Origin of the sequence: Collinsella sp. AF37-9 (genome assembly GCF_003475115.1) — a bacterium.
Taxonomy (GTDB): domain Bacteria; phylum Actinomycetota; class Coriobacteriia; order Coriobacteriales; family Coriobacteriaceae; genus Collinsella.
The window spans coordinates 19347-46343 of the sequence record NZ_QROQ01000005.1; the positions used below are offsets into that span (position 1 = coordinate 19347).

General features: G+C 59.0%; 22 protein-coding genes and 5 tRNA genes. All 27 read left to right on the forward strand.

Annotated elements, in window-relative coordinates:
* Positions 1-42 precede the first annotated feature (42 nt).
* The 27 genes from DW024_RS02620 (at position 43) to DW024_RS02750 (ending at position 26993) form a co-directional block, all read left to right on the forward strand.
* Positions 43-999 (forward strand): ABC transporter permease, encoded by a 957-nt coding sequence (locus DW024_RS02620; RefSeq protein WP_035138896.1) that lies wholly within the window; start codon positions 43-45, stop codon positions 997-999.
* 3 nt (positions 1000-1002) lie between these two features.
* Entirely contained in the window at positions 1003-3018 is a 2016-nt protein-coding gene (locus DW024_RS02625) for a dipeptide/oligopeptide/nickel ABC transporter permease/ATP-binding protein (protein ID WP_099431432.1), read from the forward strand.
* Positions 3019-3846: an ABC transporter ATP-binding protein gene (locus tag DW024_RS02630; protein WP_117635937.1), complete on the forward strand. Its 828-nt coding sequence runs from the start codon at positions 3019-3021 to the stop codon at positions 3844-3846.
* Positions 3847-3926: 80 nt separating this feature from the next.
* Complete coding sequence (locus DW024_RS02635) at positions 3927-4904, forward strand: acetylxylan esterase (protein ID WP_118376905.1); 978 nt, start codon at positions 3927-3929, stop codon at positions 4902-4904.
* Positions 4897-5748, forward strand: coding sequence for an acetylxylan esterase (locus tag DW024_RS02640; RefSeq protein WP_118376906.1), 852 nt, complete (start codon positions 4897-4899; stop codon positions 5746-5748). Before DW024_RS02635 ends, DW024_RS02640 begins: the two co-directional genes overlap by 8 nt.
* A gap of 68 nt (positions 5749-5816) precedes the next feature.
* A complete protein-coding gene (locus DW024_RS02645; RefSeq protein WP_118376907.1) occupies positions 5817-6737 on the forward strand; it encodes a dihydrodipicolinate synthase family protein in 921 nt (306 codons plus the stop codon).
* A gap of 172 nt (positions 6738-6909) precedes the next feature.
* Positions 6910-7875, forward strand: coding sequence for an ROK family protein (locus DW024_RS02650; protein ID WP_118376908.1), 966 nt, complete (start codon positions 6910-6912; stop codon positions 7873-7875).
* Positions 7876-7945: 70 nt separating this feature from the next.
* Complete coding sequence (locus DW024_RS02655; protein WP_022094877.1) at positions 7946-8632, forward strand: N-acetylmannosamine-6-phosphate 2-epimerase; 687 nt, start codon at positions 7946-7948, stop codon at positions 8630-8632.
* A gap of 101 nt (positions 8633-8733) precedes the next feature.
* Positions 8734-9654, forward strand: coding sequence for an RNase adapter RapZ (gene rapZ / locus DW024_RS02660; protein WP_022094878.1), 921 nt, complete (start codon positions 8734-8736; stop codon positions 9652-9654).
* A gap of 6 nt (positions 9655-9660) precedes the next feature.
* Complete coding sequence (gene whiA / locus DW024_RS02665) at positions 9661-10590, forward strand: DNA-binding protein WhiA (protein ID WP_118266659.1); 930 nt, start codon at positions 9661-9663, stop codon at positions 10588-10590.
* A gap of 193 nt (positions 10591-10783) precedes the next feature.
* Positions 10784-11809 (forward strand): type I glyceraldehyde-3-phosphate dehydrogenase, encoded by a 1026-nt coding sequence (gene gap, locus DW024_RS02670; RefSeq protein ID WP_022094880.1) that lies wholly within the window; start codon positions 10784-10786, stop codon positions 11807-11809.
* A 140-nt stretch (positions 11810-11949) separates the two neighbouring features.
* Entirely contained in the window at positions 11950-13140 is a 1191-nt protein-coding gene (gene pgk, locus DW024_RS02675; RefSeq protein ID WP_099431437.1) for a phosphoglycerate kinase, read from the forward strand.
* Positions 13133-13900, forward strand: coding sequence for a triose-phosphate isomerase (gene tpiA, locus DW024_RS02680; RefSeq protein ID WP_022094882.1), 768 nt, complete (start codon positions 13133-13135; stop codon positions 13898-13900). The genes pgk and tpiA overlap by 8 nt, the downstream gene beginning before the upstream one ends.
* 5 nt (positions 13901-13905) lie before the next feature.
* Positions 13906-15459: a 2,3-bisphosphoglycerate-independent phosphoglycerate mutase gene (gene gpmI / locus DW024_RS02685; protein WP_118376909.1), complete on the forward strand. Its 1554-nt coding sequence runs from the start codon at positions 13906-13908 to the stop codon at positions 15457-15459.
* A 164-nt stretch (positions 15460-15623) separates the two neighbouring features.
* Positions 15624-15878 carry a preprotein translocase subunit SecG gene (secG, locus tag DW024_RS02690; protein WP_117776111.1) on the forward strand — a complete coding sequence of 85 codons (255 nt, stop codon included), beginning with the start codon at positions 15624-15626 and terminating at the stop codon, positions 15876-15878.
* Between the two features lie 290 nt (positions 15879-16168).
* On the forward strand, positions 16169-17845 hold the full coding sequence (locus tag DW024_RS02695; protein WP_117776112.1) for an ABC transporter substrate-binding protein: 1677 nt from the start codon (positions 16169-16171) through the stop codon (positions 17843-17845).
* 157 nt (positions 17846-18002) lie between these two features.
* Positions 18003-19040, forward strand: a complete 1038-nt coding sequence (locus DW024_RS02700) for an ABC transporter permease (protein ID WP_117635931.1) — start codon at positions 18003-18005, stop codon at positions 19038-19040.
* Between the two features lie 14 nt (positions 19041-19054).
* Entirely contained in the window at positions 19055-19990 is a 936-nt protein-coding gene (locus DW024_RS02705; protein ID WP_117776113.1) for an ABC transporter permease, read from the forward strand.
* Positions 19991-19992: 2 nt separating this feature from the next.
* Positions 19993-21084: an ABC transporter ATP-binding protein gene (locus tag DW024_RS02710; protein ID WP_118376910.1), complete on the forward strand. Its 1092-nt coding sequence runs from the start codon at positions 19993-19995 to the stop codon at positions 21082-21084.
* Positions 21085-22113, forward strand: coding sequence for an ABC transporter ATP-binding protein (locus DW024_RS02715; protein WP_006236139.1), 1029 nt, complete (start codon positions 21085-21087; stop codon positions 22111-22113).
* A gap of 598 nt (positions 22114-22711) precedes the next feature.
* Positions 22712-22801: transfer RNA gene (locus DW024_RS02720), tRNA-Leu, on the forward strand.
* A 59-nt stretch (positions 22802-22860) separates the two neighbouring features.
* The gene (locus DW024_RS02725) at positions 22861-25206 is read left to right on the forward strand and encodes a SpoIIE family protein phosphatase (RefSeq protein ID WP_118376911.1); all 2346 of its coding nucleotides are present in this window, start codon (positions 22861-22863) and stop codon (positions 25204-25206) included.
* Between the two features lie 81 nt (positions 25207-25287).
* Positions 25288-26034: an anti-sigma factor antagonist gene (locus tag DW024_RS02730; RefSeq protein WP_118376912.1), complete on the forward strand. Its 747-nt coding sequence runs from the start codon at positions 25288-25290 to the stop codon at positions 26032-26034.
* Positions 26035-26139: 105 nt separating this feature from the next.
* Positions 26140-26215: transfer RNA gene (locus tag DW024_RS02735), tRNA-Gly, on the forward strand.
* A gap of 35 nt (positions 26216-26250) precedes the next feature.
* Positions 26251-26324, forward strand: a tRNA-Cys gene (locus tag DW024_RS02740).
* 42 nt (positions 26325-26366) lie between these two features.
* Positions 26367-26442: transfer RNA gene (locus tag DW024_RS02745), tRNA-Gly, on the forward strand.
* Positions 26443-26917: 475 nt separating this feature from the next.
* A tRNA-Gly gene (locus DW024_RS02750) sits at positions 26918-26993 on the forward strand.
* Positions 26994-26997: the final 4 nt, after the last annotated feature.

Genomic DNA, 26997 nt, shown 5'->3' on the forward strand with positions numbered 1-26997 from the left:
ATATACCAGTTGGTCCTACCGACAAAAGAAAGGGGAGAGAACGTGAACAACTTGCTACGTTTGATTGGAAGGCGTCTTGTGGCGCTGCCGATCATGGCATTGGGCGTCACCGTCCTGGTGTTCTTCCTTATGTCGTTCTCCAAGACCGACCCCGCCTACACGGCGTTGGGTGACGGTGCCTCGCCCGAGGCGGTTGCCGAGTACCATGAGAAGTATGGTCTGGACGACCCCTGGCCCGTGCGCTACGTGCGCTATATGGGCGATTTGATCCATGGCGACATGGGCACCTATGGTGCTGCTCGCAACTCCGTTGCCAAGCGCATCTCCACGGCCCTGCCCGTCACGATGCAGCTGACCTTCATCGGTCTTGCCATCGGTGCGGTCGTTTCGTTTTTGCTCGGCGTCATCGCGGCACTGTATCGCGACAAATGGCCGGACCAAGTGATCCGCGTCTTCTCCATCGCCGGCTTGGCAACCCCGTCGTTCTGGCTTGCCGTTCTGTTGATCCTGCTGTTCTCTTCCTACCTTAAGGTGCTCCCGGCATCGGGTGCTCTGCCTCACTTCACCACGAATCCGGTTGGCTATCTGGGACGTATGATTATGCCCGCTATCGCCTTGGCATTTCCGCTGACGGGCCAGATGACTCGTATCGTGCGTACCGCCATGGTCGAAGAGCTCGACAAGGATTATGTCCGTATGGCTCGCGGCGCCGGCGTTCCCGAGAAGGTCGTCGTCGGCATCAACGTTCTTCGCAATGCGCTGATCACCCCGGTCACCACCCTCGGTCTTAAGATCGGTTACCTCATGGGCGGCGCCGTCGTCATCGAGGTTATCTTCAACCTCCCCGGCATGGGCACCGCGATTCTGCAGGGCGTTCAGGGCAACGAGGCGAACCTGGTTCAGGGCGTCGTCATCGTCGTTGCTCTTGCCTTCATCATCATCAACATCGTGGTTGACATGCTCTACCTGCTCATCAACCCGCGCATCAGGACGGTGTAGATTATGGTAAAGATTCGAGAGAAGCAAACCGAGCAGCTCGAGAAGGCTGCCTCTAAGGGGCTCAAGCTCGGTGGCTGGAAGAAGATGACGCTGTCTTCTAAGATTGCAGCCGTCGTGCTGGTGCTGGTCGCCCTGACTGCGATTCTGGCGCCCCTTCTTGCCCCCTATAGCCCGGTCGAGATCTTTACGGCTCGCCAGGCTCCCGGCAACGGATTTATCTTCGGTACCGACGATAAGGGTCGCGACATTCTGTCGCGTATGCTCTACGGTGGTCGTTACTCGCTGATTATCGGCTTTGGCGCCACTGCCATGGCTCTGGTCTGCGGCTCGGTCGTGGGCGCCCTTGCAGCGGTTTCGCGCAAGGCCGTCTCCGAGACGATCATGCGTATCTTGGACATCATCATGTCCATCCCGGGCATCGCCCTCGCGGCCGTCTTCGTCTCCATCCTGGGTAACTCCGTGCCGTCGATCATCTTCGCCATCGGCTTTATGTACACTCCGCAGATTGCCCGTATCGTGCGCGCCAACATCGTGTCCGAGTACGGCGAGGACTATGTCCGCGCGGTCATCGTTTCCGGCGCCAAGGCTCCGTGGATTTTGATCAAGCATGTTCTGCGTAACTGCATCGCCCCGATCATGGTCTTCACCGTTACCCTGGTCGCCGACGCCATTATCTTCGAGGCCTCGCTGACCTTCATCGGCGCTGGTATCCAGGAGCCCACCGCTACCTGGGGCAACATCCTCGCCGACGCCCGCGGCGGCGTGCTCGCCGGCCGCTGGTGGCAGGCGCTGTTCCCGGGCCTGGCCATCATGATCACCTGCCTGGCGCTCAACATCCTCTCCGAGGGCATTACCGACGCCATGGCCGCTGCTCCCTCCGCCGCCCTGGATCCGACCGATTCCTCCAAGCGTCGCGAGGCCGACCTGCTGGTCTCCGACCCCGTTCGCGCCTACAAGGAGCAGGCCCAGTCCCTCTCCGCTCGTCTTGGCGCCCTGCGCGATGTCGAGCTCAAGCGTGACGATCGCCATGTGCCCGACGAGTCTGTCGAACCGATTCTCTCGGTCCGTGACTTCTGCATTCAGTTTGAGCATCACGGTGATATTAACGTCGTCGACCATGTCAACTTTGACGTCCGTCCTGGTCAGACCATGGGCCTGGTGGGCGAGTCCGGTTGCGGTAAGTCCATCACCACGCTGGCCATCATGGGCCTGACCGATGAGGACGAGCACCTTTCCGGCGAGGTCCTCTGGGAGGGCCGTGACCTGCTCAAGATGAGTAAGAAGGAGTGGTTCGGCCTGCGCGGTACCGATATCGCTATGGTCTATCAGGACGCCCTGTCCTCGCTCAACCCCTCCATGCTCATCTCTGCCCAGATGAAGCAGCTCACTAAGCGCGGCGGAACCCGCAGCGCCGAGGAGCTTCTGGAGCTCGTCGGCCTCGATCCCAAGCGCACGCTCGAGAGCTATCCGCACGAGCTTTCCGGCGGCCAGCGTCAGCGTGTCCTGATCGCTATGGCCCTTACCCGCGACCCCAAGCTGGTCATCTGCGACGAGCCCACGACCGCTCTGGACGTTACCGTCCAGAAGCAGGTCATCAAGCTGCTCAACGATCTTCAGGCCAAACTCGGCTTTGCCATGATCTTCGTTTCGCACGACCTGGCGCTGGTCGCCGAGGTCGCCCACAACATCACGGTTATGTACGCTGGCCAGGTTATCGAGCAGGCGCCCACCAAGGAGCTGCTCACCAACCCGATTCACGAGTACACCCGCGGTCTTCTGGGTTCCGTTCTGTCCATCGAGAGCGGTTCGGGCCGCCTGCACCAGGTGCCTGGCGCCGTTCCGAGCCCGCGCGATTTCCCCAAGGGCGATCGCTTCGCGCCCCGCTCGAGCCATCCGCGTATTGGCCTGGACACCCGTCCGGTCTTCAAGCGCGTGCCCGGCACCGAGCACTTCTATTCCGAGCTCCCCGACGAGGTGCTCAAGGCAAATGGTTTGACCCCTCACGCGGAGGTGATGTAGATGAGCGAGACCGCAGTCAACGGCGTCGAGCCGATCATCTTCCTTGATGACGTCCACGTCACCTTTAGGACCCGTACCGGCTCGATTCTGCACCCCAACCTGGTTCACGCCGTCCAGGGTGTAACGATTAAGCTCATGCCCGGTCAGACGATCGGCATCGTCGGCGAGTCCGGTTGCGGTAAGTCCACCACCGCTAACGTCATGTGCGGCCTGCAGGCCCCCACGAGCGGCAAGGTCTACTTTAAGGGCAAGGACGTTACCAAGCGTACCGCCGAGGACCGTCGCCACATGGGTCGCGTCATCTCGGTCGTGTTCCAGAACCCGGCCACGGCGCTCAACCCCCGCATGGTCGTTCGCGAGCAGCTGCTCGACCCCATGCGCGTCCACAACCTGGGTACCGAGGCCGAGCAGGAGGAGCGCGTCAAGGAACTCTTGGAGCTCACCGGTCTGCCCAGCTCCGCTGCCGAGGTTCTTCCCGGCCAGCTTTCGGGCGGCCAGCGCCAGCGCGTCGCAATTGCCCGTGCCCTGTCGCTGAACCCCGATGCCATCATCGCCGACGAGCCCACCTCGGCTCTGGACGTTTCAGTCCGCGCGCAGATTCTGAACCTGCTGACCGACCTTAAGAAGGAGCTCGGCCTAGCCATGGTGTTCATCAGCCATGACATCCAGACGGTCCGCTATATCTCTGACGACATCATCGTTATGAATGGCGGCAAGATCGTCGAGCAGGGCGAGGCCAAGCAGGTCTTCCAGCACCCCCAGGACCCCTACACCAAGATGCTGCTCGGCGCTGCGCCGTCGTTGCTGCACCCCAAGCTCGGCGAGTAGGCTCGCTTTCCCTCCCGTGCGCCCGGTTCCCTTGCCGGGCGCACCTCCGTTGCGATTTCGAAAGGTTGGGTTCACGAGCCATGCCAAGTGCTCAGGAGCTACAACATCAATTTGGTGAATATCGAGGCGCCATGCCCCGTCCATCAGATTTCGATCTCTTTTGGAAGGATCGCATGGCCGAGGCCGACGCCGTCGGGCTTGACTATGCGATCGAGACGGCATCGGTCACCGATGCCGCGACCTGCCAGCTTTTCGACCTCTGGTATAACGGCATGTGTGGCGCTCGCCTGCATGCCAAGTACCTTAAACCCGTCTCGGACGAGCCCGTGCCATTGGTACTTCAGTTCCATGGGTATCCGGGTGCAAGCCGCAGCTGGTTTGAGCAGGCGTCGTTTGCGGGCATGGGCATGGCACTCATCGCCCTCGACTGCCCCGGCCAAGGAGGTCCCTCCGAGGACATTGGTGGATTTGAAGGCACAACGGTTGCCGGTCATATCGTCGCCGGTATCGACGGCGACCCGGCCAACCTCTACTATGTCCGCTTGCACCAAGATATTCGTATCCTGTGCCGCATCGTTCGCGAGCTCGAGGGCATCGATCTTGCGCGTGTGTTTGTGAACGGCGCGTCGCAGGGCGGCGGTTTGGGCATTGCGACCTGTGCGCTTAACAGCGAGCTTATCAATCGTGCCGCCATCCTCTATCCCTTCCTGTCAGATTTCCGCCTGGTCTGGGATTTGGATGCCGACGACATTGCCTACGAGGGCCTGCGCTATTGGTCTCGCTGGTTTGACGAGGACTCGACTCGTATTGACGAAGCCTATGCCAAGCTGGCGTACTTCGATTCCAAGAACTTTGCCCCTATGGTCAAATGCCCCGTGCTGTTTGGCACCGGCACAGCCGATATCGTCTGTCCGCCAGCGACGCAGTTTGCGGTCTATAACAACCTGACCTGCGAAAAGCGTCATGAGTTCTTTGAAGGCTTTGGCCACGAGGAGATTCAGGATTTTGACGATCTGATCATTCCGTTTTTCTGCAAGGGAGGGGAGGCTCATGTCTAAGTGCGAGAGCAATGTTGACGAGCTGATTGTCCCCGGACTCGTGGGAATTCCTGGAACGGTTTCGTCAAGGCTCGCAGAATATCGGGACTGGCGCGGTGATGTCCAAGCAGATGTTTCTGATTTAGAGACATGCGCTTCGAATCTTGAGATTCAAGGCCTGGCCATAACGGCGATTGACTTTGTTAACCCCTGCGCCCGTTACTCGGAGGTCTCCTTTGAGCTCGGTGACGATGCGATTCACGCTCGTTTGATCGAGCCTGTCGGTCGTGCCCGAGTATCTGAGCGCGTGCCGTTGTGCCTGATGTTCCACGACATCGATCGGCCTGTGCGCGGCTGGCATCACATGACGAGATTTGCCGCCATGGGGTATGCCGTCCTCGCGCTGGATGACGATGTTGCTGGTGCGGACGACCTGCGGCGGGGGATTTCTTCGCCTGCTTTTGTCAAGCGCGTCCGTTGGGGTTGCGCGATGGCGAAGGTGGCGCGCAATCTTGATGGCGTGGACCCCGACCGCATCTTTGCATGGGGCGAGGGCCTTGGCGGCGGAGTCGCGCTGGCGGTTTCTGCTCTGGACGAGCGGGGCCTCGCCTGCACGGCGGTTGCCAATCCAATTCCCGGTGGCCTCGAGTCTCTATCGTCTCGGGTGCGTGGATCGGTGCTCATGGGCACATCGCTCATGGATGCCGTGTGCGATCCCAAGGGCCAGTTTGCCGTATTCAACGGTCTTGAGTGTGACCGGAGGCATATCATCTATGCCAAATACGCTCATGAGCGCATCAATGCGTTCGAAAACGAAGTCATCGACTTTTTTAACCAAACGTTCTACCCGTGTTCTTTGGCCTAGACGGCCTGGACACTGCCAACAAGAGTGGGTGGCATAGGGCCGCCCGCCAGACAACTAAGGAGATTCTTGTGGCAACTCAGAAATTCACCGGCGTTATCCCTCCCGTCGTTGTTCCCGATACCGAAGACCACCAGCTCGACGTTGCCTCCTTTGAGCGCAGCATCAACCGCATGATCGATGCCGGCGTCGATGGCCTGTTCTTCCTGGGCTCTTCGGGCGAGGTCGTTTTCTCCACTGATGAGCGTCGTCGCCAGATCATTGCCGAGGCCGTTCGTATCGTCGACCACCGCGTGCCCGTCCTGGTCGGCATCATCGATACCGAGACCGAGCGCATGATCGAGCACGGTAAGGTCGCTCAGGAGCTGGGCGCCGATGCGCTTGTCGCCACCTGCCCGTTCTATGCCCTGCAGGGCATGACCGAGGTCGAGGAGCACTTCCGCATCCTGCACGAGGAGCTCGACCTGCCCATCTTTGCCTATGACATTCCCGTCTGCGTTCACACCAAGCTCCCCTGGAAGCTCCTTGCCAAGCTCGGCGCCGAGGGCGTCCTTACTGGCGTCAAGGATTCCTCGGGTGATGACATCTCGTTCCGCTACCTCGTTCAGGAGAACGAGAAGAACGGTCATCCGATGAGTATCCTCACCGGTCACGAGGTTGTCGTCGACGGCGCTTACCTCGGTGGCGCCGACGGTTCTGTCCCGGGCCTTGCCAACGTTGAGCCCGAGGGCTACGTGCGCCAGTGGAAGGCCGCTCAGGCCGGTGACTGGGCTACCGTCAAGGCCGAGCAGGATCGCCTCAACGAGATCTCCCACATCTGGGATGTCACCTCGGGCGTCCAGGGCTATGCCGGTGGCGTCGGCGCCTTCAAGACCGCTATGAACCTCATGGGCATCTTCGACAGCCCGACCATGCCGCGCCCGGTGAAGGCCATGACTGGCGAGAACGTCGAGGCTATTAAGAAGGTCCTCCAGGACAACGGTCTCCTGTAAAGCTTTCCCAGGCACCCGACCTCGCCGTTCAACCGTGTGGCCATGATCCGTTAGGTCAATGGCCACACGGTTTCTCGGCGATCTCGGACACCTGGAAAACCTTTACTGCGCTGTGACGGCTAGCCTGACGGCGCATTTCCTGTAGTTGTTTTTATCTCCGAAGGAGAGCGACATGGAGAACAAGTACGTCTGCTCTGTCGATATCGGCGGAACTAAAATTGCGACTGCCATCATGGAGTACCCGGCTGACGGTAGTGTGCCCCATCCCGTTTTTGAGGCCGAGGTTCCCACAGAGGCCCAAGAGGGCGGCGAGGCCGTCTTCCAGCGTATCGAGGCGTCTATCAAGGCCGCTCTTGAGGCGAATCCCGATGTCGAGGTTCTCGGTGTCGGTATCGGTGCCGCAGGCGTCGTCGATCCCAAGACGGGCGCCATTGCGTATGCCAATGAGATCATGCCCGGCTGGTCCGGCGTTCAGTTGGGGCCGCGTCTGCGCGAGGACCTTGGTCTTCCCGTTGCCGTTGTGGGCGACGTGCAGGCTCATGCTCTGGGCGAGGCCCACTGGGGTGTCGGCAAGGGCAAGTTCTCCGTCTTGTGTCTTGGCATCGGTACGGGTATCGGCGGCGCATATGTCGAGAACGGCCGCGTGATGCAGGGCTTCCATGGTGCTGCTGGCCATATGGGCCACATCGAGTGCTCGGCTGCCGTCGGCATTCCCTGCGCCTGCGGGCGTTCCGGCCATCTGGAGTCGGTTGCTTCGGGCACTTCCATTGGTCGTATGTACGATGAGCGCTTTGGCCGCGTCGACCCCAGCCGTCCTTCGGTCGGTCGCGATGTGAACGACCTGTGCCGTGCAGGCGACGCAAAGGCGACCGAGGTCATCCATGATGCCGGCTTTGCGCTGGGTGCCAGCTTGGGCTCGCTCGCTAACATCCTGGACCCTGAGGTCATCGTGCTTTCGGGCGGCGTGATTCACCAAGGTCCCGATTGGCGTTCGCAGACGTGGAAGGATTCGGTGCACGAGGGCTATGCCAGCCAGGCGCTCGATCCGCTTCAGGACACGCCGATCCTCATCGGTTCTCTGGAGGGCGATGCTCCGCTCATCGGTGCCGCTGAGCATCTTCTTGCCTCGTTGAAGTAAACGTATCTGCTGTAGGAGCCTCCCGAGACAACACGCCTCGGGAGGCTGTTCTGAGAAAGGTTGCAGCCTTATGACCGTCGATCCTTTGATTCAATCCCTGAAGGGCAAGCTCGTCGTGAGCGTTCAGGCGTATATGGGCGAGCCGCTTCGTACGCCCGAGACCATGGCTCAAATGTCTCGCGCTTGCGAGCTTGGCGGCGCCGCCGCCATTCGCTGTCAGGGCCTTGCCGACATTGCCGCTATTAAGGGTCGCTGTGAGGTTCCCGTCATCGGCCTGTGGAAGGATGGACACGAGGGCGTTTACATCACGCCGACGCTGCGTCACGCTCGCGCCTGCGTTGCTGCCGGTGCCGATATCGTGGCGATCGACGCCACCGATCGTCCGCGTCCCGATGGCAAGACCGTCGAGGATACCTTCCGCCCGCTGCACGAGGAGGGCGTGCTCCTGATGGCGGATTGTGCCACCATCGAGGACATTCGCCGTGCGGTTGATATGGGCTTTGACCTGGTATCCACCACGCTTTCTCACGGCGTCGCCGCCATCGACTGCACCATGGCCGATGGCCCCGACCTGCCACTCCTGCGTCAGGCGACCGAGGAATTCCCCGGTCTTCCCATCATCTGCGAGGGCCGCGTGCACACGCCCGAGGAGGCTCGCGCTGCGATCGATGCTGGCGCCTGGGCCGTTGTCGTCGGCACCGCCATCACGCACCCCACGAGTATTACGAGTTGGTTCAAGGCTGCGCTTGAGGCGTAAGACAGGCCTCGTATCCGCTCGGGGCGGTATACTCAATATAGGCAATTGACCGCGCGGGATCCGGGTTGCTGGGTCCCGCGCTTGTTTTTGGGAGGCAGCACATGCAAAAGGGAGATGCCATGGATGCGGCGGAGCGCTCGGAGCGCATCCCCGATATCGTCATCATCACCGGAATGTCCGGATCGGGCCGCACACAGGCCATGCACGTGTTCGAGGACATGGGCTATTTTTGCATTGATAACCTACCTCCGCGTCTCATCGCCCAGCTTGCCGAGCTCGTCGGCATCAATACGGGCGTGGGCAGGCATCTCGCCGTCACCTGCGATTTGCGTAGCCAGGGACTGTTTGACGAGTTGCTCGATGCGGTCGCCGCGCTCGAAGAGCGCGAGATGAGCTGCGACATCGTGTTCCTGGAGGCTTCTGACGAGGTGCTGATTCGTCGCTACAGCGAAAATCGCCGCCGTCATCCCATTGCCAAGCCGGGGGAGACTACGGCCGATGCCATTCAGCGCGAGCGCCTTCAGCTGCAGGGCGTGCGCGATCGAGCCGATATGATTATCGACACGAGCCGCCTGCGCACCTCTGCCCTGCGCAACAAATTGCGCATGGCGTTCTCCGAGTTGTCCGACCAGCAGCTCATGGACGTTCACGTGTTCTCGTTTGGCTTTAAGCACGGTATGCCCGTCGAGGCGGACATTATGATCGACGTTCGCTTCCTGCCCAATCCGTTCTACGATCCCGAGATGCGCACCATGACCGGTCTCGATAAGAAAGTCTCCGACTTTGTTCTGGACCATCCCAAGACCCAGGAGTTCTGGAAGGCCTGGACGCAGCTGCTCGATACGGTCATGCCCGGCTATATCGCGGAGGGCAAGCCGCAGCTTTCTATCGCCATCGGTTGCACGGGCGGTCAACACCGCAGCGTTGCCATCGCCGAGGCCACGGCGCGTTATTTGGAAGGCGCCCAGTATCACGTGAGCATTTCCCATCGCGACTTGTCGCGCGCGAACACGAAAGCATAGGCCTGCATGTCGTTTACCGCCGAGGTGCGTGACGAGCTCGCGCGCTGCGAACCCGAATGTGAATACTGCGATTTGTCGACGCTTGCCGCCCTGACGCGTGTGAGCGGTACACTTTCGCTGGCCGGCTCCGGGCGGTATCGTTTGACGGTCGCGACCGAGACGGGCGCCGTCGCGCGCACGATGATCACGCTGACGCATCGCATCCTTAAGCTCAAAACGGAATTCACCGTTCGTAAATCGGTCTTGCATAAGGTCCGTAACTATCTCATTACCCTGCCCGATCAACCCGACCTGGACAAGGCTCTGGTGCTGCTGGGCATTCTCGACCGCAGGGGAGGGCTCGTCGCCGGTGTTCCCCGGCACATCGTTGCTCGTCCCTGCTGCAGGCTTGCCTACATCCGCGGCGCGCTCATTGCGGGCGGTTTCGTGGCCGATCCCCGCGGCGACTTTCATTTGGAGATCGCGGTGCAGGGCGAGCAGTATGCCCGGGGACTTTGCGATCTATTGGAGCAGATTGGGGTCCATGCGCGCGTTAACGCGCGGCGCGGGTCCTTTGCTGTCTACATTAAGAGCGCCGAGGAGATCGAACATCTTTTAAAGCTGATTGGTGCCAAGCGCAGCGTTGCCGAGATTGAGGAGGCGCGCGCGGTCAAGTTGGTTAAGAACGATGTGAACCGTCGCGTGAATGCCGAGCTCGCCAACCAGACCAGAAGTGCGGGTGCCGCCCAGCATCAGCTTGCGCTTATCGATGAGCTCGAGCAGCGTGGCCTTCGCGATGCGCTTCCGGATGCCTTGGCGGTCTTTTGCGACCTGCGCGAGCGCTATCCCGATCTGTCACTGCGCGATCTGGGAGAGATGGCTGACCCTCCCTTGTCGAAGTCGGCCCTCTACCATCGAGTTTTGAGGCTTGAAAAGCTCATTGAAGCAAACAGGTAGTTTAAAGTATCGACTTATATACGGATTTAACTGCTATTTTATTCTTTAAAACGTTTTAACGTAAATTTGATTTTCAATTTCGACCATTCTCGTGAAATTCAAGTCCAAAAAAAGGTATATTAGGCGAGTGGTTAGTTTGTGGGCCTCAACGGCAGGCGCTGTAGCTTGCGGGGGCCTTACGAAAGGAGACACAATGGCAGTAAAGGTTGCTATTAACGGCTTCGGTCGCATCGGTCGTCTGGCCTTCCGTCAGATGTTCGGTCATGAGGGCTCCGAGATCGTCGCTATCAACGACCTCACCTCTCCCGATATGCTCGCTTACCTGCTGAAGTACGACTCCACGCAGGGCAACTACGCTCGCGATCACGAGGTCGTTGCTGGCGAGGATTCCATCACCGTTGACGGCAAGGAGATCAAGATCTACAAGGAGGCCGACGCCAACAACCTGCCTTGGGGCGACCTCGACGTCGACGTCGTTCTCGAGTGCACCGGCTTTTACACCAGCAAGGCTAAGGCTCAGGCCCACATCAACGCTGGCGCCAAGAAGGTCGTCATCTCCGCTCCGGCCGGCAGCGATCTGCCCACCATCGTGTACAACGTCAACCATGAGACGCTGACCGCTGAGGACAACATCATCTCCGCTGCTTCCTGCACCACCAACTGCCTCGCCCCGATGGCGAAGGGTCTGAACGACTTCGCTCCCATCGTGTCCGGCATCATGACCACCATTCACGCCTGGACTGGCGACCAGATGCCGCTCGACGGCCCGCAGCGCAAGGGCAACAAGCGTCGTAGCCGCGCCTGCGCCGTTAACATTGTCCCCAACACCACCGGTGCTGCCAAGGCTATCGGCCTGGTTCTCCCCGAGCTCAACGGCAAGCTCATCGGTGCCGCCCAGCGCGTCCCGACGCCGACCGGCTCCATCACCAACCTCTACGCTGTCGTTGACAAGAAGGTCACCGTCGACGAGGTCAACGCTGCTATGAAGGCCTACGCTGCCACCATCTCCGAGACCTTCGGTTACAACGAGGACGACATCGTCTCCACCGACATCATCGGCGAGACCCACGGCTCCATCTTCGACGCCACTCAGACCATGTGCTCTGACCTCGGCAACGGCCAGACCCTCGTTCAGGTCACCTCTTGGTACGACAACGAGAACTCCTACACCTCTCAGATGGTCCGCACCATCAAGTACTTCGAGAAGTTCGTTGCTTAATTTAGCTTTTAGCGAATAGCTCGTTGAGCGTCTAAAGAAGGGCGCGGCCTTATAGGGCTTACACCCTAGGGTCGCGCCCTTTTTATAGGAAATCGTCTGCCGTAATGGGAGGCAGACACGTACGAAAGGTAGAAGCAAACATGGCCTTTACCAAGAAGACCGTCCGCGACATCGATGTCGACGGCAAGCGCGTTCTCGTCCGCGTTGACTTCAACGTGCCTATCAAGGATGGCGTCGTTGGCGACACCACCCGTATCAAGGCTGCCCTGCCCACCATCAACTACCTCGTTGAGCACAACGCTCGCGTCATCCTCATGAGCCACCTCGGCCGTCCCGAGGGCACCGGCTTCCAGCCCGAGCTGTCCCTCGAGCCCGTCGCCAAGAAGCTCGCTGAGCTCTCTGGTCTCGACGTTGCCTTTGTCGCCGACACCTACGGCGAGAAGGCTGCTGAGGCTGTCGCCGCCGTCGAGCCGGGCAAGGTCCTCGTTCTCGAGAACGTCCGTTTTGACAAGCGTGAGAAGAAGAACGATCCCGAGATCGCCAAGAAGCTCGCTTCCTATGGTGACGTCTTCGTCCTCGATGCCTTCGGCACCGCTCACCGCGCCCAGGGTTCCGTCGTGGGCCCCGCCGCTTACCTGCCTGCCGTCGCCGGCTTCCTGCTCGAGAAGGAGGTCGACACGCTGACCGGCATCTTCGCCGAGCCCGAGCGCCCCTTCGTCGCCATCGTCGGCGGTTCCAAGGTTTCCTCCAAGATCGGCGTTCTCGATCACCTCATCGACTCCGCTGACACCCTGATCATCGGTGGCGGCATGGCCTACACCTTCTTCCTGGCTCAGGGCCTGACCGTCGGTCAGTCCCTCAAGGAAGAGGACTGGGTCGAGCGCGCCGGCGAGATGCTCAAGAAGGCCGAGGAGAAGGGCGTCAAGATCCTGCTCCCCATCGACAACCGCGTTGCCGATCACTTTGGCGAGGACGCTGTCCCCGAGGTTGTCGCTTCCGACGCTATCCCCGACGATCGTGAGGGCATGGACATCGGCCCCAAGACCGAGGAGCTCTACGCCGAGGCCGTCAAGGGCGCCAAGACCGTGTTCTGGAACGGCCCCATGGGCGTCTTCGAGTTCGACAACTTCGCTCACGGCACCCAGGCTATCGCCGAGGCCGTCGCCGAGGCCGACTGCACCTCGATCATCGGCGGTGGTGACTCTGTCGCGGCTGTCAACAAGTTCAACCTGGCCGACAAGATGAGCTGGATCTCCACCGGTGGTGGCGCTTCCATGGAGCTCGTCGAGGGTAAGGCCCTGCCCGGAGTGGAGGCGCTTCTCGATGCCTAATCGCACCCTTCTTATCGCTGGTAACTGGAAGATGAACAACGACGTCGCCGAGGCCGCTAAGCTCGCCGACGAGCTGGCTCAGGCTCTGCCCGAGGTTCCGGCTGGCGTCGAGGTGCTCGTCTGCCCTCCGACCATTGACATCACCACGGTTCATGACCGCATTCAGGCTGCCCCCATCGCCCTCGGTGCACAGAACGTGTACTGGGAGGCCAAGGGTGCCTTCACCGGTGAGTCCTCTTGCGACATGCTCAAGTCCGCTGGCTGCACCTACTGCATCATCGGTCACTCCGAGCGTCGCGACTACTTCCACGAGACCGACGAGGATCAGAACAAGAAGGCCAAGGCCCTCGTTGCCGCCGGTCTTGTTCCCGTCTTCTGCTGCGGCGAGTCCCTCGAGGTCCGCGAGGCTGGCACCTATGTCGAGCACGTCGTGAACCAGGTCAAGGCTGGCCTTGCCGGTCTTGAGATCACCTGCCCCAAGCAGGTCGTCGTCGCCTACGAGCCCATCTGGGCCATCGGCACCGGCAAGACCGCTACCGCTGAGGACGCCCAGGAGGTCTGCGGCGCTATCCGTGAGACCCTCAAGGAGATGTTTGGCGAGGAGCTCGCTAACGGCATCCGCGTTCTCTATGGTGGCTCTGCCAAGCCCGGCAACATCGCCGAGCTCGTCGCCAAGCCTGACGTTGACGGCGCCCTCGTGGGCGGCGCTTCGCTCAAGGCTGCCGACTTCGCCTCTATGGTCGTCAAGGCAGGCGAGTAGGACATATGGCACAGCGTCATCTTCCTGCACTCCTGATCATCATGGATGGCTGCGGCCTTGCTCCGGCCGATGGCGAGAACGCCGTCGCCGCTGCCAAGACGCCCTTCCTTGATAGCCTGTACGCTCAGTATCCCCACACCACGCTCGGTGCTTCGGGCGAGGACGTGGGCCTTCCCGACGGTCAGATGGGCAACTCCGAGGTAGGCCACCTCAACATCGGTGCCGGCCGCATCGTGTTCCAGGAGCTTTCGCGCATCAACAACGCCATCAAGGACGGCTCCATCGCCAAGAACGAGGTCTTCGTCAAGGCTATGGACGACGTCAAGGCCGAAGGCAAGACCCTGCATCTCATGGGCCTTATGAGCCCTGGCGGTGTTCATTCTCACATGAACCACGTCGAGGCTCTGGTCAAGATGGCTGCCGAGCATGGCGTCAAGACCGTTCGCGTCCACGCCTTCATGGATGGCCGCGACGTCGACCCGCAGTCCGGTGCCGGCTACATGAGCGAGTTCTGCGCTTTCCTGGCTAAGATCTCCGAGGAGACCGGTTGCGACGCTCGCGTTGCCACCGTTTCGGGCCGCTATTGGGCCATGGACCGCGACAACCGTTGGGAGCGCATCCAGCGCGCCTACGACGTCATGGTCAACGCGTCCGATGCCGATACCGACCCCGTTGCCGGTATCAAGGCCTACTACGAGAAGGATCCGCGCGGCGACGAGTTCGTCGAGCCTTTCGCGGCCCACAACGAGGGCATCCACGAGGGCGACGCGGCCATCTTCTTCAACTTCCGTCCCGACCGCGCTCGTCAGATGACCCGCGTGTTCACGGACAAGGAGTTCGATGGCTTTGAGCGCGAGCAGATTAAGCTCTCGCACTTTGTGACGATGACCGAGTACGATCCGACGTTTGACGTCGAGGTCGCCTTCCCCAAGACGTTCCCCGAGAACGTCCTGGCCGACGTTATCGCCGCCAATGGCCTGAAGCAGCTGCACACCGCCGAGACCGAGAAGTATGCCCACGTGACGTTCTTCCTCAACGGCGGCATCGAGGAGCCCAAGGAGGGCGAGGAGCGCGTGCTCGTCGCTTCCCCCAAGGTTGCTACCTACGATCTGCAGCCTGAGATGAGCGCTCCCGAGGTTACCGAGAAGCTCGTCGCCGCCATCAACGAGGATCGCGCTGATTTCTACATCGTGAACTTCGCGAACTGCGACATGGTTGGTCACACCGGTGTCTTCGACGCCGCCGTTAAGGCCGTCGAGGCTGTTGACGATGCCCTGTCCAAGGTTGTCCCGGCGATTCTCGCCAAGGGTGGCTTTGCGCTGATTACCGCCGACCACGGCAACGCCGATCACATGTTTGACGTTGCTTCCGACGGTTCCAAGCATCCGTTCACGGCTCACACCACCAACCGTGTGCCGTTCATCATCGTTGATGAGAAGGCGCAGCTCACCGGTATCGAGGACGGCCGTCTTTCCGATATCGCTCCGACCATGCTCACCATGGCTGGTATTGAGCCTTCCGCCGAGATGACGGGTCGCGTGCTCGCCACCGAGGCCTAATAGAAAACAACTATCGTTTTCTAGTAAGGGGGTTGTCCACAACCGGACGACCCCCTTTTTGGTATTTCTGCCATTTCTAACCCGTCCCTAAATGGCAGGTGGGGGAGTGTTGGGGGTTGTGGTACAGTACTGGAGTTTGAATTGTTCTATTAAGGAGCTTATCTATGGGTCCGTTCCAGATTCTTCTGTTTGTCGTTTGGGCTATCTCTGCCGTGGCGCTGACGATTCTCGTCCTGATGCACTCCGGTAAGGGTACCGGCGTTTCGGATATGATTGCCAGCTCGCTGTATAACTCCAGCTCTGCCACGGGCGTTATGGAGCAGAACCTCGATCGCCTGACGGTAATTATGGCCGTCGTTTTTGCTGTGTGTGTCGTTCTGTGCATGTTCTTCTTCCCGCAGGGTATCGTCGGCTACTAAGCATCGGCGTATATACGTTTGTAAAGGGTCCCGCATGTGCGGGGCCCTTTTTGTTTACAGACTTGTAATAGAGTCAAAATATCCCCACATACTTCGCCTAACTAAAGAAATTCTCGACCGTTAACCGGAATTAGCGCCATATTGTGCATAAAATGCGCTACTGTATTGCGAAACGTTGGTCCGCACTGCATAACCAGCCATAACGGCGGACCGCGTTTGAATGGTTCGATCGGGCTGTCTTGACGTTGCCCGGCCGAATTCACTTTGTCCTATCTCATAAGGAGGATGGCATGGCTGATTCTATGTTCCACCAGCCCGTTATGGGTCGTCGCGCCTTTGTTGGCGGCACCCTCGCTGCGAGCTCCATGGCTTTTCTTGCCGCATGCGGCAAGAAGGGCGGCGACGCTTCCGGTTCTGAGTCCGGTTCGACGCTGAACTTCTACATCAACAACCCGGTCTGCATCGACCCCTACAACGTCCAGGAGGATCAGGGCACTCAGGTCGAGTACCAGCTCTTCGACGCTCTGACGGAGTACGATAACGAGAAGGGCGAGATCGTTCCGCTGGCTTGCGAGTCCTTCGAGGCTAACGACGACGCCACCGAGTTCACCTTCAAGATCAAGAAGGCCAAGTTCCACAACGGTGACGACGTTACCTCCAAGTCCTTCAAGCTCGGCTGGGAGCGCCTGGTCAACACTAAGTCGGCCATCGCTACCGAGTATGGTCCTTCCGAGGTCTCCTACCACCTTTCCATGGTCGAGGGCTATGACGATCTGCTTGCCGGTAATGCTACCGAGCTGTCCGGCGTTACCTGCCCGGATGACGAGACCCTCGTCGTCAAGCTGACTTCCGCCTACGCCGACTTCCCCTTCGTCGCCTCTCACCCGGCTCTGTCCCCGGTTCCCGAGTGCGCCGAGTCCGATGTCAAGAGCTTCTACCTTGCCCCGGTCGGTAACGGCCCGTTCATGATGGACGGCAAGTGGGAGGATGGTCAGGAGATCAACCTCAAGAAGTTTGACGATTACTATGGCGACAAGGCCAAGATCGACGCCATCCACTTCCAGGTCATCAAGGACGTGGAGACCGCTTACAAGGAGTTCCAGGCCGGCAACCTCGATGTCTGCGACGTTCCCGTTGCTCAGATCGACGCCGCCAAGAAGGATCGCGGCGAGTCCAAGGATGGCTACACCATGGGTGATGGCGAGCGCATGCTGCTCGGCTCCGAGCCTTCCACGTACTATCTGACGTGCAACACCACGGCCGAGCCGTTCAACAACGCTGACCTGCGCAGGGGCATCTCCCTGGCTATCAACCGTGAGGCCATCTGCAAGACCATCTTCAAGGGCACCCGTACCCCCGCTGACGGCATCGTTCCTCCGGGAATCGCCGGCTACAAGGAGGGCGCATGGGAGTTCTGCGCCTATGACGTCGACAAGGCTAACGAGTACCTCGACAAGGTCGCTCCCGCTGGCGCTAACGGCGATCGTGGCATTAATGTGACCCTGTCCTACAACCAGGACGGTGGCCACAAGGAGATCATGGAGTCCATCATCGGCGACCTCGCCAAGGTGGGCGTCACCGCCGTCTCCGATACTCCCGAGTGGTCTGCCCTGCTCGAGCAGTATCAGAACTTCAACTATCAGTTCGGCCGTCTGGGCTGGATCGCCGATTACCCGATCATGGACAACTTCCTGTACCCGCTGTTCCACTCCGACTCCCTCGGTGGCGACAACCGCTCTGGTTACAACAACCCCGAGTTCGATGCCAAGGTCGATGAGGCCCGTGCCACGGTTGACGACGACGAGCGCATCGCCAAGATGCAGGAGGCTGACGCTATGGTCGCCGCTGACTGCCCGGTTATCCCGGTGATGTTCTACACGCACACCATCGTCGGCTCCGATCGCGTCAAGTACCTCTATGTCGATCCGCAGAAGCACGCCGATCTGGGTACCGCTGAGCTCGCCTAAGAGTTTTGCAGCTTCCATGAGGGTCAAGTATTTACGTAGACCTCATGGGAAACATACAGTTCTCCCTAACCTGGGGTAAACTGGCTGATGGTAATTTTGGGATGCCGGTCTGGCGATCGGCATCCCATTTAGGTTAATCCCTAGATAGGGGAGTGGTATGGGTAAGTACATCGTTAAACGTGTGCTTCAGTTCATCCCGGTATTTTTGGGCGTTACGTTGATTCTGTTCGCCCTCCAGAATATTGTGCCGGGAGACCCGATCAAGCTGATCGGTGGAGACAAGGCTCTGTCCCCCGAGGTAGAGCTTCAACTTCGCGTGCGCTATCACCTGGTCCAGGCGGACGAGGACGGCAACGCGATCCTTGACGAGAACGGCGATCCCGTTCCAACGTCGCTTGTGGACCAATACTTGAATTACATGAATGGTCTGCTTCATGGCGATCTGGGCAATTCGTATCAGCGCAAGCTGCCGGTTGCGGAAATCTTTGCCCAGAAGTATCCGTATACGGTTAAACTCGCCGCGTGCGCCATCGTGCTCGAGGCAATCATGGGTATCGGTGCGGGTATCATTTCGGCGGTAAAGCGCTATTCCTTCTGGGATATTTTGGTAACGCTGACCACGTCGATCCTCGTTGCCGTTCCTGCATTCTGGCTCGGTATGCTGCTGCAGCTGTTCTTTGGCGTCATCCTTAAGGATGCCACCGGCGGCGCATTCTCCATGCCGATCTCGGGTGCCGGCGGCTCCAGCTCTCAGTATCAGGATTGGATGCACTATGTGCTTCCGACCATCACGCTGGCTTCGGTTTCGACCGCCTATGCTGCCCGCATCATGCGCTCGCAGCTGCTCGACGTCATGAATCAGGATTATATCCGCACGGCAAAGGCCAAGGGTCTCTCCAATCGCGCGATCATCGTCAAGCATGCGCTTAAGAATGCACTCATCCCCGTTGTTACCTATATTGGTGTCGACTTCGGCGGCATGCTTTCGGGCGCCATCCTGACCGAGACGGTCTTTAACTGGCCCGGTATCGGCTCTGAGGTCTACCGCGCCATTAGCATGCGCGACTGGCCCATCGTTATGGGCGGCGTTACGCTCATCGTTGTCGTCGTTATGGTGATCAACCTGCTCGTCGACATTAGCTATGCATTCCTCGACCCGCGTATCCGCCTCGGCGGTCCGTCGGATAAGGCCTAAGGGAGGTACGTCTCATGCAGGAAACTGATTCTCAGTCTCAGGAGCAGGCTACCGCCACCAAGGCCGCATCTGCTCCCGCCAAGTCCCGCACGCTGTGGGGCGACGCTTTTAAGCGTCTTCGCAAGAATAAGCTCGCCGTTATCGGTATCTGCTGGATTATCATCGTCGTTTTGGTTGCCTTGACCGCAGACCTGTGGGCTAAGCCCTGGCTCGGGTCGCCGACGGCTTCTGACTCGACGACCATGGCCGAGACTTCGCTGCTGGCTCCGTGTGCCGAGCACCCGTTTGGTACCGACGCCCTTGGCCGCGACATTCTCGTCCGAGTTATCTACGGCGCGCGCGTTTCGCTTTCCGTCGGTATTATGGCCACCGCCATCTCCACGGTGATCGGTCTGATCATGGGCGCCCTGGCCGGTTTCTATGGCGGCATCTGGGATACGATCATCATGCGCTTCGCGGATATCTTCCTGGCGTTCCCGTACGTGCTGTTCGTTGTCGCCATGATCGCCGTTATCGGCCGTGGTCTTCAGAATGTTTTCATCGCCATCGGTATTCTCGGCTGGCCCTCGATTGCCCGTGTCTTCCGATCCGCGATCCTGACAGTCAAGGAAAACGACTATGTTGACGCTGCGCGCGCGATGGGTGCATCCGATGCTCGTATCGTCGTGCGTCACATCTTCCCGAACTCCGTTGCTTCCATCGTAGTCTACGCGACCATGAACATCGGTGGTGCCATTCTGACCGAGTCCGCTCTGTCCTTCCTCGGCATGGGCGTTATTCCGCCTACGCCTTCGTGGGGCTCCATGATTCAGGACGGTCAGCAGTATCTTCTGACTGCTCCCTGGATGATGATCATGCCCGGTTTGGCAATTCTTTCGACGGTGCTCGCCTTCACCCTGCTGGGTGACGGTCTGCGCGACGCCCTCGACGTCAAGATGAAGGACGCATAAGGATGAAGAAGAACAAGAACTATGTGGACCTGAAGGACCAGCCGGTTCCCGAGGGCCAGCATCTGCTCGAGGTCGATGACCTTAAGATGTATTTCCACACCGAGGATGGCGTCGTTCGCGCTGTCGATGGCGTGTCCTACACGCTCGATCGCGGTGAGACCCTGGGTGTCGTCGGTGAGTCCGGCTCTGGTAAGTCCGTGACCGCCATGACCATCATGGGCCTCATCTCGATGCCTCCGGGAAAGATTGAGGGCGGCGACGTTCGCTACCGCGGTCGTTCGATCCTCGAGATGACCGAGGAAGAAATGCAGCATATTCGCGGCAACGATATCGCGATGATCTTCCAGGATCCTATGACCTCCCTGAACCCGGTCTATAAGATCGGCAAGCAGGTGGGCGAGGGACTTCGTCTGCACCGTGGCTACTCCAAGCAGGAGGCGCTCAAGCGCGCTACCGAGCTTTTGGACCTCGTTGGTATTCCCGAGCCCGAGAAGCGCGTCAATGAGTATCCGCACCAGTTCTCTGGCGGTATGCGTCAGCGCGTCATGATTGCCATGGCCCTTGCCTGCGATCCCGATATTCTGATTGCCGATGAGCCCACGACTGCCCTGGACGTTACCATTCAGGCTCAGATTATTGAGCTTATGCAGGAAATGCAGGAGAAGAACGGCAACGCCATCATCATGATTACCCATGACCTGGGTGTTGTCGCCGATATGGCCGATAAGATCATGGTTATGTACGCCGGCCGTCCCGTCGAGTTCGGTACTGCTGAAGAGATCTTCTACGAGAGCCGCCACCCCTATACCTGGGGCCTTATCCGCTCCATCCCGGAGCAGGCCATCGATGAGAAGAAGCCGCTTACGCCGATTCACGGTAACCCTCCTTCGCTCATGAACCTGCCCGAGGGCTGCGTGTTCTCGCCTCGTTGCCCCTATGCAACCGATAAGTGCCGCAAACAGCGCCCCGAGCGTGTTGTTACCGAGTCCGGCCACTATTCTGCGTGCCATTATTCCAGTGACCCCGAGTTCCTCAAGAACGCTCCCGAGACGTCTCGTACGCGCAAGGATTCCAAGAAGGGAGGCGAGGCGTAAATGGCAGACAATAACGAGCGCACTCCGCTGTTGAAGGTCGAGCACCTCTCCAAGGAGTTCCCCGCAGAGTCCGGCATGTTCGCCAAGCGTTTTTCCAAGCGCGTCGTCTCTGCTGTAAACGACATCTCTTTTGAGATTTATCCTGGCGAGACCTTTGGTCTGGTTGGCGAGTCTGGTTGCGGTAAGTCCACCACGGGCCGCACTATCATGCGTCTGACCAAGCCGACTGCCGGTAAGGTATTTTTCCAGGGCAAAGATGTTGCCGAGATGAGCAAGCATGAGATCAAGGACATGCGTCGCGAGATGCAGTTTATCTTCCAGGATCCTTATGCTTCGCTCAACCCTCGTATGACCATCGGCGAGATTGTCTCCGAGCCCATGACCATTCATGGTGTGGGTACCAAGGAGGAGCGCATTGAGCGCGTCCGTGAGCTTCTCGACGTCGTTGGACTGAACCCCGAGCATATCAACCGCTATCCGCATGAGTTCTCGGGCGGCCAGCGTCAGCGTGTCGGTATTGCCCGCGCTTTTGCGCTGAAGCCCAAGCTGATTATCTGTGACGAGCCGGTATCCGCTTTGGATGTGTCCATTCAGGCCCAGGTTCTGAACCTGCTGAAGGAGCTCCAGGACAAGTTCGGTACGGCTTATCTCTTCATTGCTCATGACCTCTCTGTCGTACAGCATATTTCCGACCGTGTTGCCGTTATGTACCTGGGCAAGATGGTTGAGGTTTCGGACTGGAAGACGCTCTACAGTGAGCCGCACCACCCGTACACGCAGTCGCTGCTGTCTGCTGTGCCGGTGCCCGATCCGGATATCCAGAAGACTCGTAAGCGCATCATCCTTGCCGGCGACCCGCCGTCACCGCTGGATCCGCCGACCGGTTGCCGTTTCCACACTCGCTGCCCGATTGCGCAGGGTATCTGCTCCGAGAAGCTGCCTGAGTTTAAGGAAGTCGCCCCGGGCCACTGCTGCGCGTGCCACTTCGCGGAGCCGTTCCCGATCAAGGAATCGCACATCGACCTGTAGCCGGTTGTTTTCGTCCGGGCCCGTGCTGGACTTAGTTTTCAGAACGTCCTCGACCATGGAAACCCCCTTATCCTGCTCCTTCGGAGCTGCGGATAAGGGGGTTTCCTGGTCTGCGGAATGTTCTGAAAACTAAGTCCAGCACGGGCCCTGTGTTACCGCTGCAGGGGGGGGGGCGATTCCTTGATCGCTCACTTAATCTAATGGGATAGTTAGTGAGGCCGGAGCAAAAGCTCCGGCCTCCTTATATAAGGGCTCGGCAAAGCCGAGCCACTAAATTTATATCAGCCCCAGAACATATTTGAGAACTGTGCCCGGAGTACATACTCCTAGGGCCGGAATGAGGTTGCTTTCCAACGCATTCCGCAGGGGGCGGCATTATTTTGTAGCGCGAAGCGCGAATCAAAATAATGCCGCATGCCCGAGGACGCGTTGGAAAGCAACCTCATTCCGGCCCGAACAGGTCCGTCTACCAGCGCATTTACAAATTCGTAAACTTTTTTGAAAAAAGTGCTTGCGCAGTTCTCGAAACATAGGTTATTATTTTCCTCGTTGAACGCGCGGGTCCAACAAAACGAACCGCGAATCAACAACATAGCATGTCGGAGTGGCGGAATTGGCAGACGCGCTAGCTTGAGGTGCTAGTGACCGCTTTTTGGTCATGCGGGTTCAAGTCCCGCCTCCGACACCATCGCATTTGAGAAGCCTCTTCGGAGGCTTTTTTGTTACCGATAGACGGTGAGGTTCACGATGGAAACGCTTGAGCGCAACGAGTGGGCGGACGTTGCCCAACTGGTCGAGATCACGAGCGATGCTGTCATCATTTGTGAGCTCGACGGAACCATTCTGCATGTGAATAACCGCTTGCTCGACTTGATGTGCGAGGAGCGTTCCGATGTGATCAACGGGGACGTTAAAGACCTCTTGTACTCATCAGCATTTGAACGCGCGTCAGAGCATCGTCTTCCTTTTGAGACCAATGGAACCGAGAGCGAGTTGATGCTCAAGCTGAGTGACGGCTCCTTTATTCCCGTCTTGGTTTGTGCCGGCTCGGTTACACCGCCTCGTATTTTTGGGCGCCGCGCGCCGCGTGTTCTGGTGGCGCTTCATAGCATCGAAGAGCAGTACTCGCACGACCGCCAGCTCAAGCGTGCGCTTTCGGAGCTTAGAGTGGCGAATAAGCGCCTTTCGGGCACTTTGTCGGTCATTATGAGCACGGTGGGCTCCGATGAGCTGCCTAGTTTGTTAGATACCGTTTTGAACCAGCTTGTAGGAACGCTCGATGCTTCGGGTGCCGCTATTTATTTTTCTGAGAGCGGCGGTTTTAAGCTTCGCGGTGTTTCCAAGGAGCTGCACGACAGCTACCTGCCCGAGTTTTTGCCGTATGGCGCTGGCATTCCGACGTATGTGCTTCGCGAGTCGCGTGCCTGTCGTTTGTCGATTCAACAGGACCTTGAGGGTGATAGGGCTGCCTCCGGTATGTTCATGGACCTGGACAATCGTTCTAAGCACCTGTTGCGCGTGCAGGATATGCCTCCGTACCGCAGCGAGATCTGCCTTCCCGTTTTTTACGGTACGCAGATCCTTGGCGTGCTGGAAGTTGGTTGGAAGCGCCCTCAGGCACCCCTCGCCTATGACGTTAATGTACTCGAGGTCATTTGCGATTACCTGTCTATCCAGCTGGTCGGCATGGCATCGAGCCTTCGCTCTCGTCGCACGGCCGAGCTTGGCCGCTCGCTCAATGTCTTACGTGATGAGTTGTTTACCTTTCTAGACGATTCCGCCGCGGCTACTCAGGCGGTATCGTCCGAGATTTGCAATATGCTCAACTGTCATTTTTGCCCTGTTGAGTATGACGCCAGTCTGGGCTCCTATGTCATAGATTTTGAAGGCGGCAGTCGCGTTGCTTTGCCGGACGATCCCGAGAAGCTTTTCTTTTCCACGACGGCGCCAGCGGCACGTTTGGGGGTTGGCTCTGATGGCTTTGAGGCGTCTGTTTTGGGCGGCACGAGTGCCGAGGATCTTAAACACGTCCGTATAACTCGCGTTGACGAATCGATGCCTATGGGAGGCTGGCTTAGGGCGCATGGTCTGCCTTGCCAGGGTCTCTACGTCGACACCGGCATCGAGGCGGGGCGCCCGCGCTCTGAGGGTGATGGCAAGCACAGCAACGACGCGATCGTTCCTGCTTCTGTTGCGAAAGGCCCGACGACGCGCGCGCTGCTGCTTCGTGACGGTAGTCAAGAGCCGATTGATGACCTTGAATATGACTACTTGGTGCACTTGGCGCATGACTTTGAACTGATCTACGAGGGCGAATCTCAAAAGCGCGAGGAGCGCCATATCGCTCAGACCCTCCAGATTGGCATGAGAAATTCGCTTGGTGACGTTCCGGGTATCGCGACCGATTCGGTATACCTTTCGGCAACGAATTCGGCGTTGGTCGGTGGCGACTTTTATACGCTCGTCCGTCTTCCCGACGATTGCGCCGTTATGATTTTGGGCGATGTATCCGGCAAAGGAATCGAGGCGGCGTCGATGTCAGCGCTCGTCAAGACGGCGCTGACGGCCTATGCCTGGGAGGGTGCTGGGCCCGCCCGTATGGCCCGCTCGCTCAATAGCATGCTCATGGGCTTTTCGAGGGTCGAGACGTTTGTGACGGCGTTTATCGCCAAGATTGATCTTAAAGCGGGTCGCGCTACCTATTGCTCTGCGGGGCATCCTCCCACTATGGTCATTAGGCCCTCGTCGACGCCGCTTGGCTGTGGAGAAATCCGAGGGGGAGAAGTGGAGCTCCTTGGGTGCCAATCGGGCGTGATCGGCGCCTTTGAGAGCATGGTGTACGAGACAGGCGTTTTTACGTTCGCTCCTGGTGACATGCTATTTATGTATACCGACGGAACAATCGAAGCACGTGATCGCTCGGGTGCTTTCTTTGGCGAGCAGCGCCTTCGTGACCTTTTGCTCTCTGTCTCGGGTGAGGGCGTATCGGGAATCTGCGGTAAGGTCTTGGGCGAGCTTGACCGCTTTACCGAGTCTGCGCTGGACGATGACATCGCGCTGGTTTCCCTTGAGTTTTTACGGGGTCGATCGTAGACCGCGATACTTGACGGGCAAAATCTGCGCGGTTGCAGATACGTATGCATCGAGCGAGCTCTTTTGGGGAACCATGGTCGTATGAATGAGTGGAATGACATAGCGGTTCTGACGCCACCGGGTGATGTCGACATCGCCTCGGTGTCCGTGCTGCGCCGACGGTTGGATAATTTGATCGACCGGGGCGTGCGTCGCGTTGTCATCAATTGCCAGGCTGTGGGCTTTATCGACTCGACGGGTTTGGCGTTTTTGCTTACACGTGCCAGAGAGCTCATGAGGCGAGAGGGCCTGCTTTCGCTCGTTAACGCCTCCGATGAGGTCGTTCGCTTTTTGGAGATTGCCCGACTTGTTGACATCCTTCATGTTGCGGGTCCGGCGCGTGAGTCGATTCCCGCCATTCCGGTGGGAGAGTTGCCACGATGGAGCAAGAGCATCGAAGTGCAGCGAGGTATCGAGAATCTCCCGTATTATCGGCACCGTGTGGCCGAGCTTCTCGAATCACTTCCCCTGAGGCGTGATGAACGTTATGACGTCGCATTGGCGCTGGGGGAGGCATTGGGTAACGCGTATGACCATGCGGGCGGTGTTGGCAGTATCCTGACGGTTCAGGCCTACGGGGACCGTGTTGTGCTCGAGGTGCTTGATCGGGGCGCTGGCTATTCTATCGATGGGGCGAGCGAGCCGGTGGCATCCGAGGAACGCGGACGTGGTATCAAGCTTATGCGCATGCTCGTCGATAATGTGGAGGTTACCCGTCGCACGGATGGTGCCGGCACACGCGTTCGGATGGTGAAGCTGTTTAGCTCGGCATTGGAATCGTGCGCTTAGCGCCTTGGGTTGACATGATTTCCCTGCGTGAACTTGCTTTGAGCAACTTTTTTGAAAAAAGTACTTGCGTCTTTTGGATAACTCGCGTAAATTAATAACCCGCAAGCGGACATGGCTCAGTTGGTAGAGCACAACCTTGCCAAGGTTGGGGTCGCGGGTTCGAGCCCCGTTGTCCGCTCCATTGCATTTCCGGACCGTTCTTAACGGTCCTTTTTCGGCGAAGTGGCCAAGTGGTAAGGCAGAGGCCTGCAAAGCCTTTACCCCCGGTTCGAATCCGGGCTTCGCCTCCAGACAACATCCGGGCGCTCCGGCGCCCGTTTTGTTTTACATATGCGGACATGGCTCAGTTGGTAGAGCACAACCTTGCCAAGGTTGGGGTCGCGGGTTCGAGCCCCGTTGTCCGCTCCAAACGCAGCAGCCCGACTACCACGGTAGCCGGGCTTTTTCGTAACCATCGCATGGGCTCGAAACCGAGAGGGAGCGAGCGTTAAGCAAACGCGGAGCGTTTGTAGCGAGCTGGCGAGGTCGCCGGCAGGCGGCCGAAGTCGGTGCGGATCCGCGAAGCGGATACGCGGACGCCCCGTTGTCCGCTCCAACTATCTTACGCGGTTCTAACAAACCGCGTTTTTTGTTGACGCTGCGCGGGCTCCGGGTGCCCCATCTTGCCCCTCAATCGTCGGTCGCGTACATAAAGTACGCTTCCCTCCTCTTTCGCGGCAACCTGGGGCACCCGGAGCCCGCTCGCTGTTGTGGCCGGGGGAGTGTGCCATCAGTTCTTTTCGCCTGATTGGTCAATCCGTTCCAGAGGCTCGAACTATTTTCAAATTATTCGAAAATAGTTCTTGCATTCGGGGCGATCATCCCGTATATTAAATCCTCGCAGGCGGACATGGCTCAGTTGGTAGAGCACAACCTTGCCAAGGTTGGGGTCGCGGGTTCGAGCCCCGTTGTCCGCTCCATTTG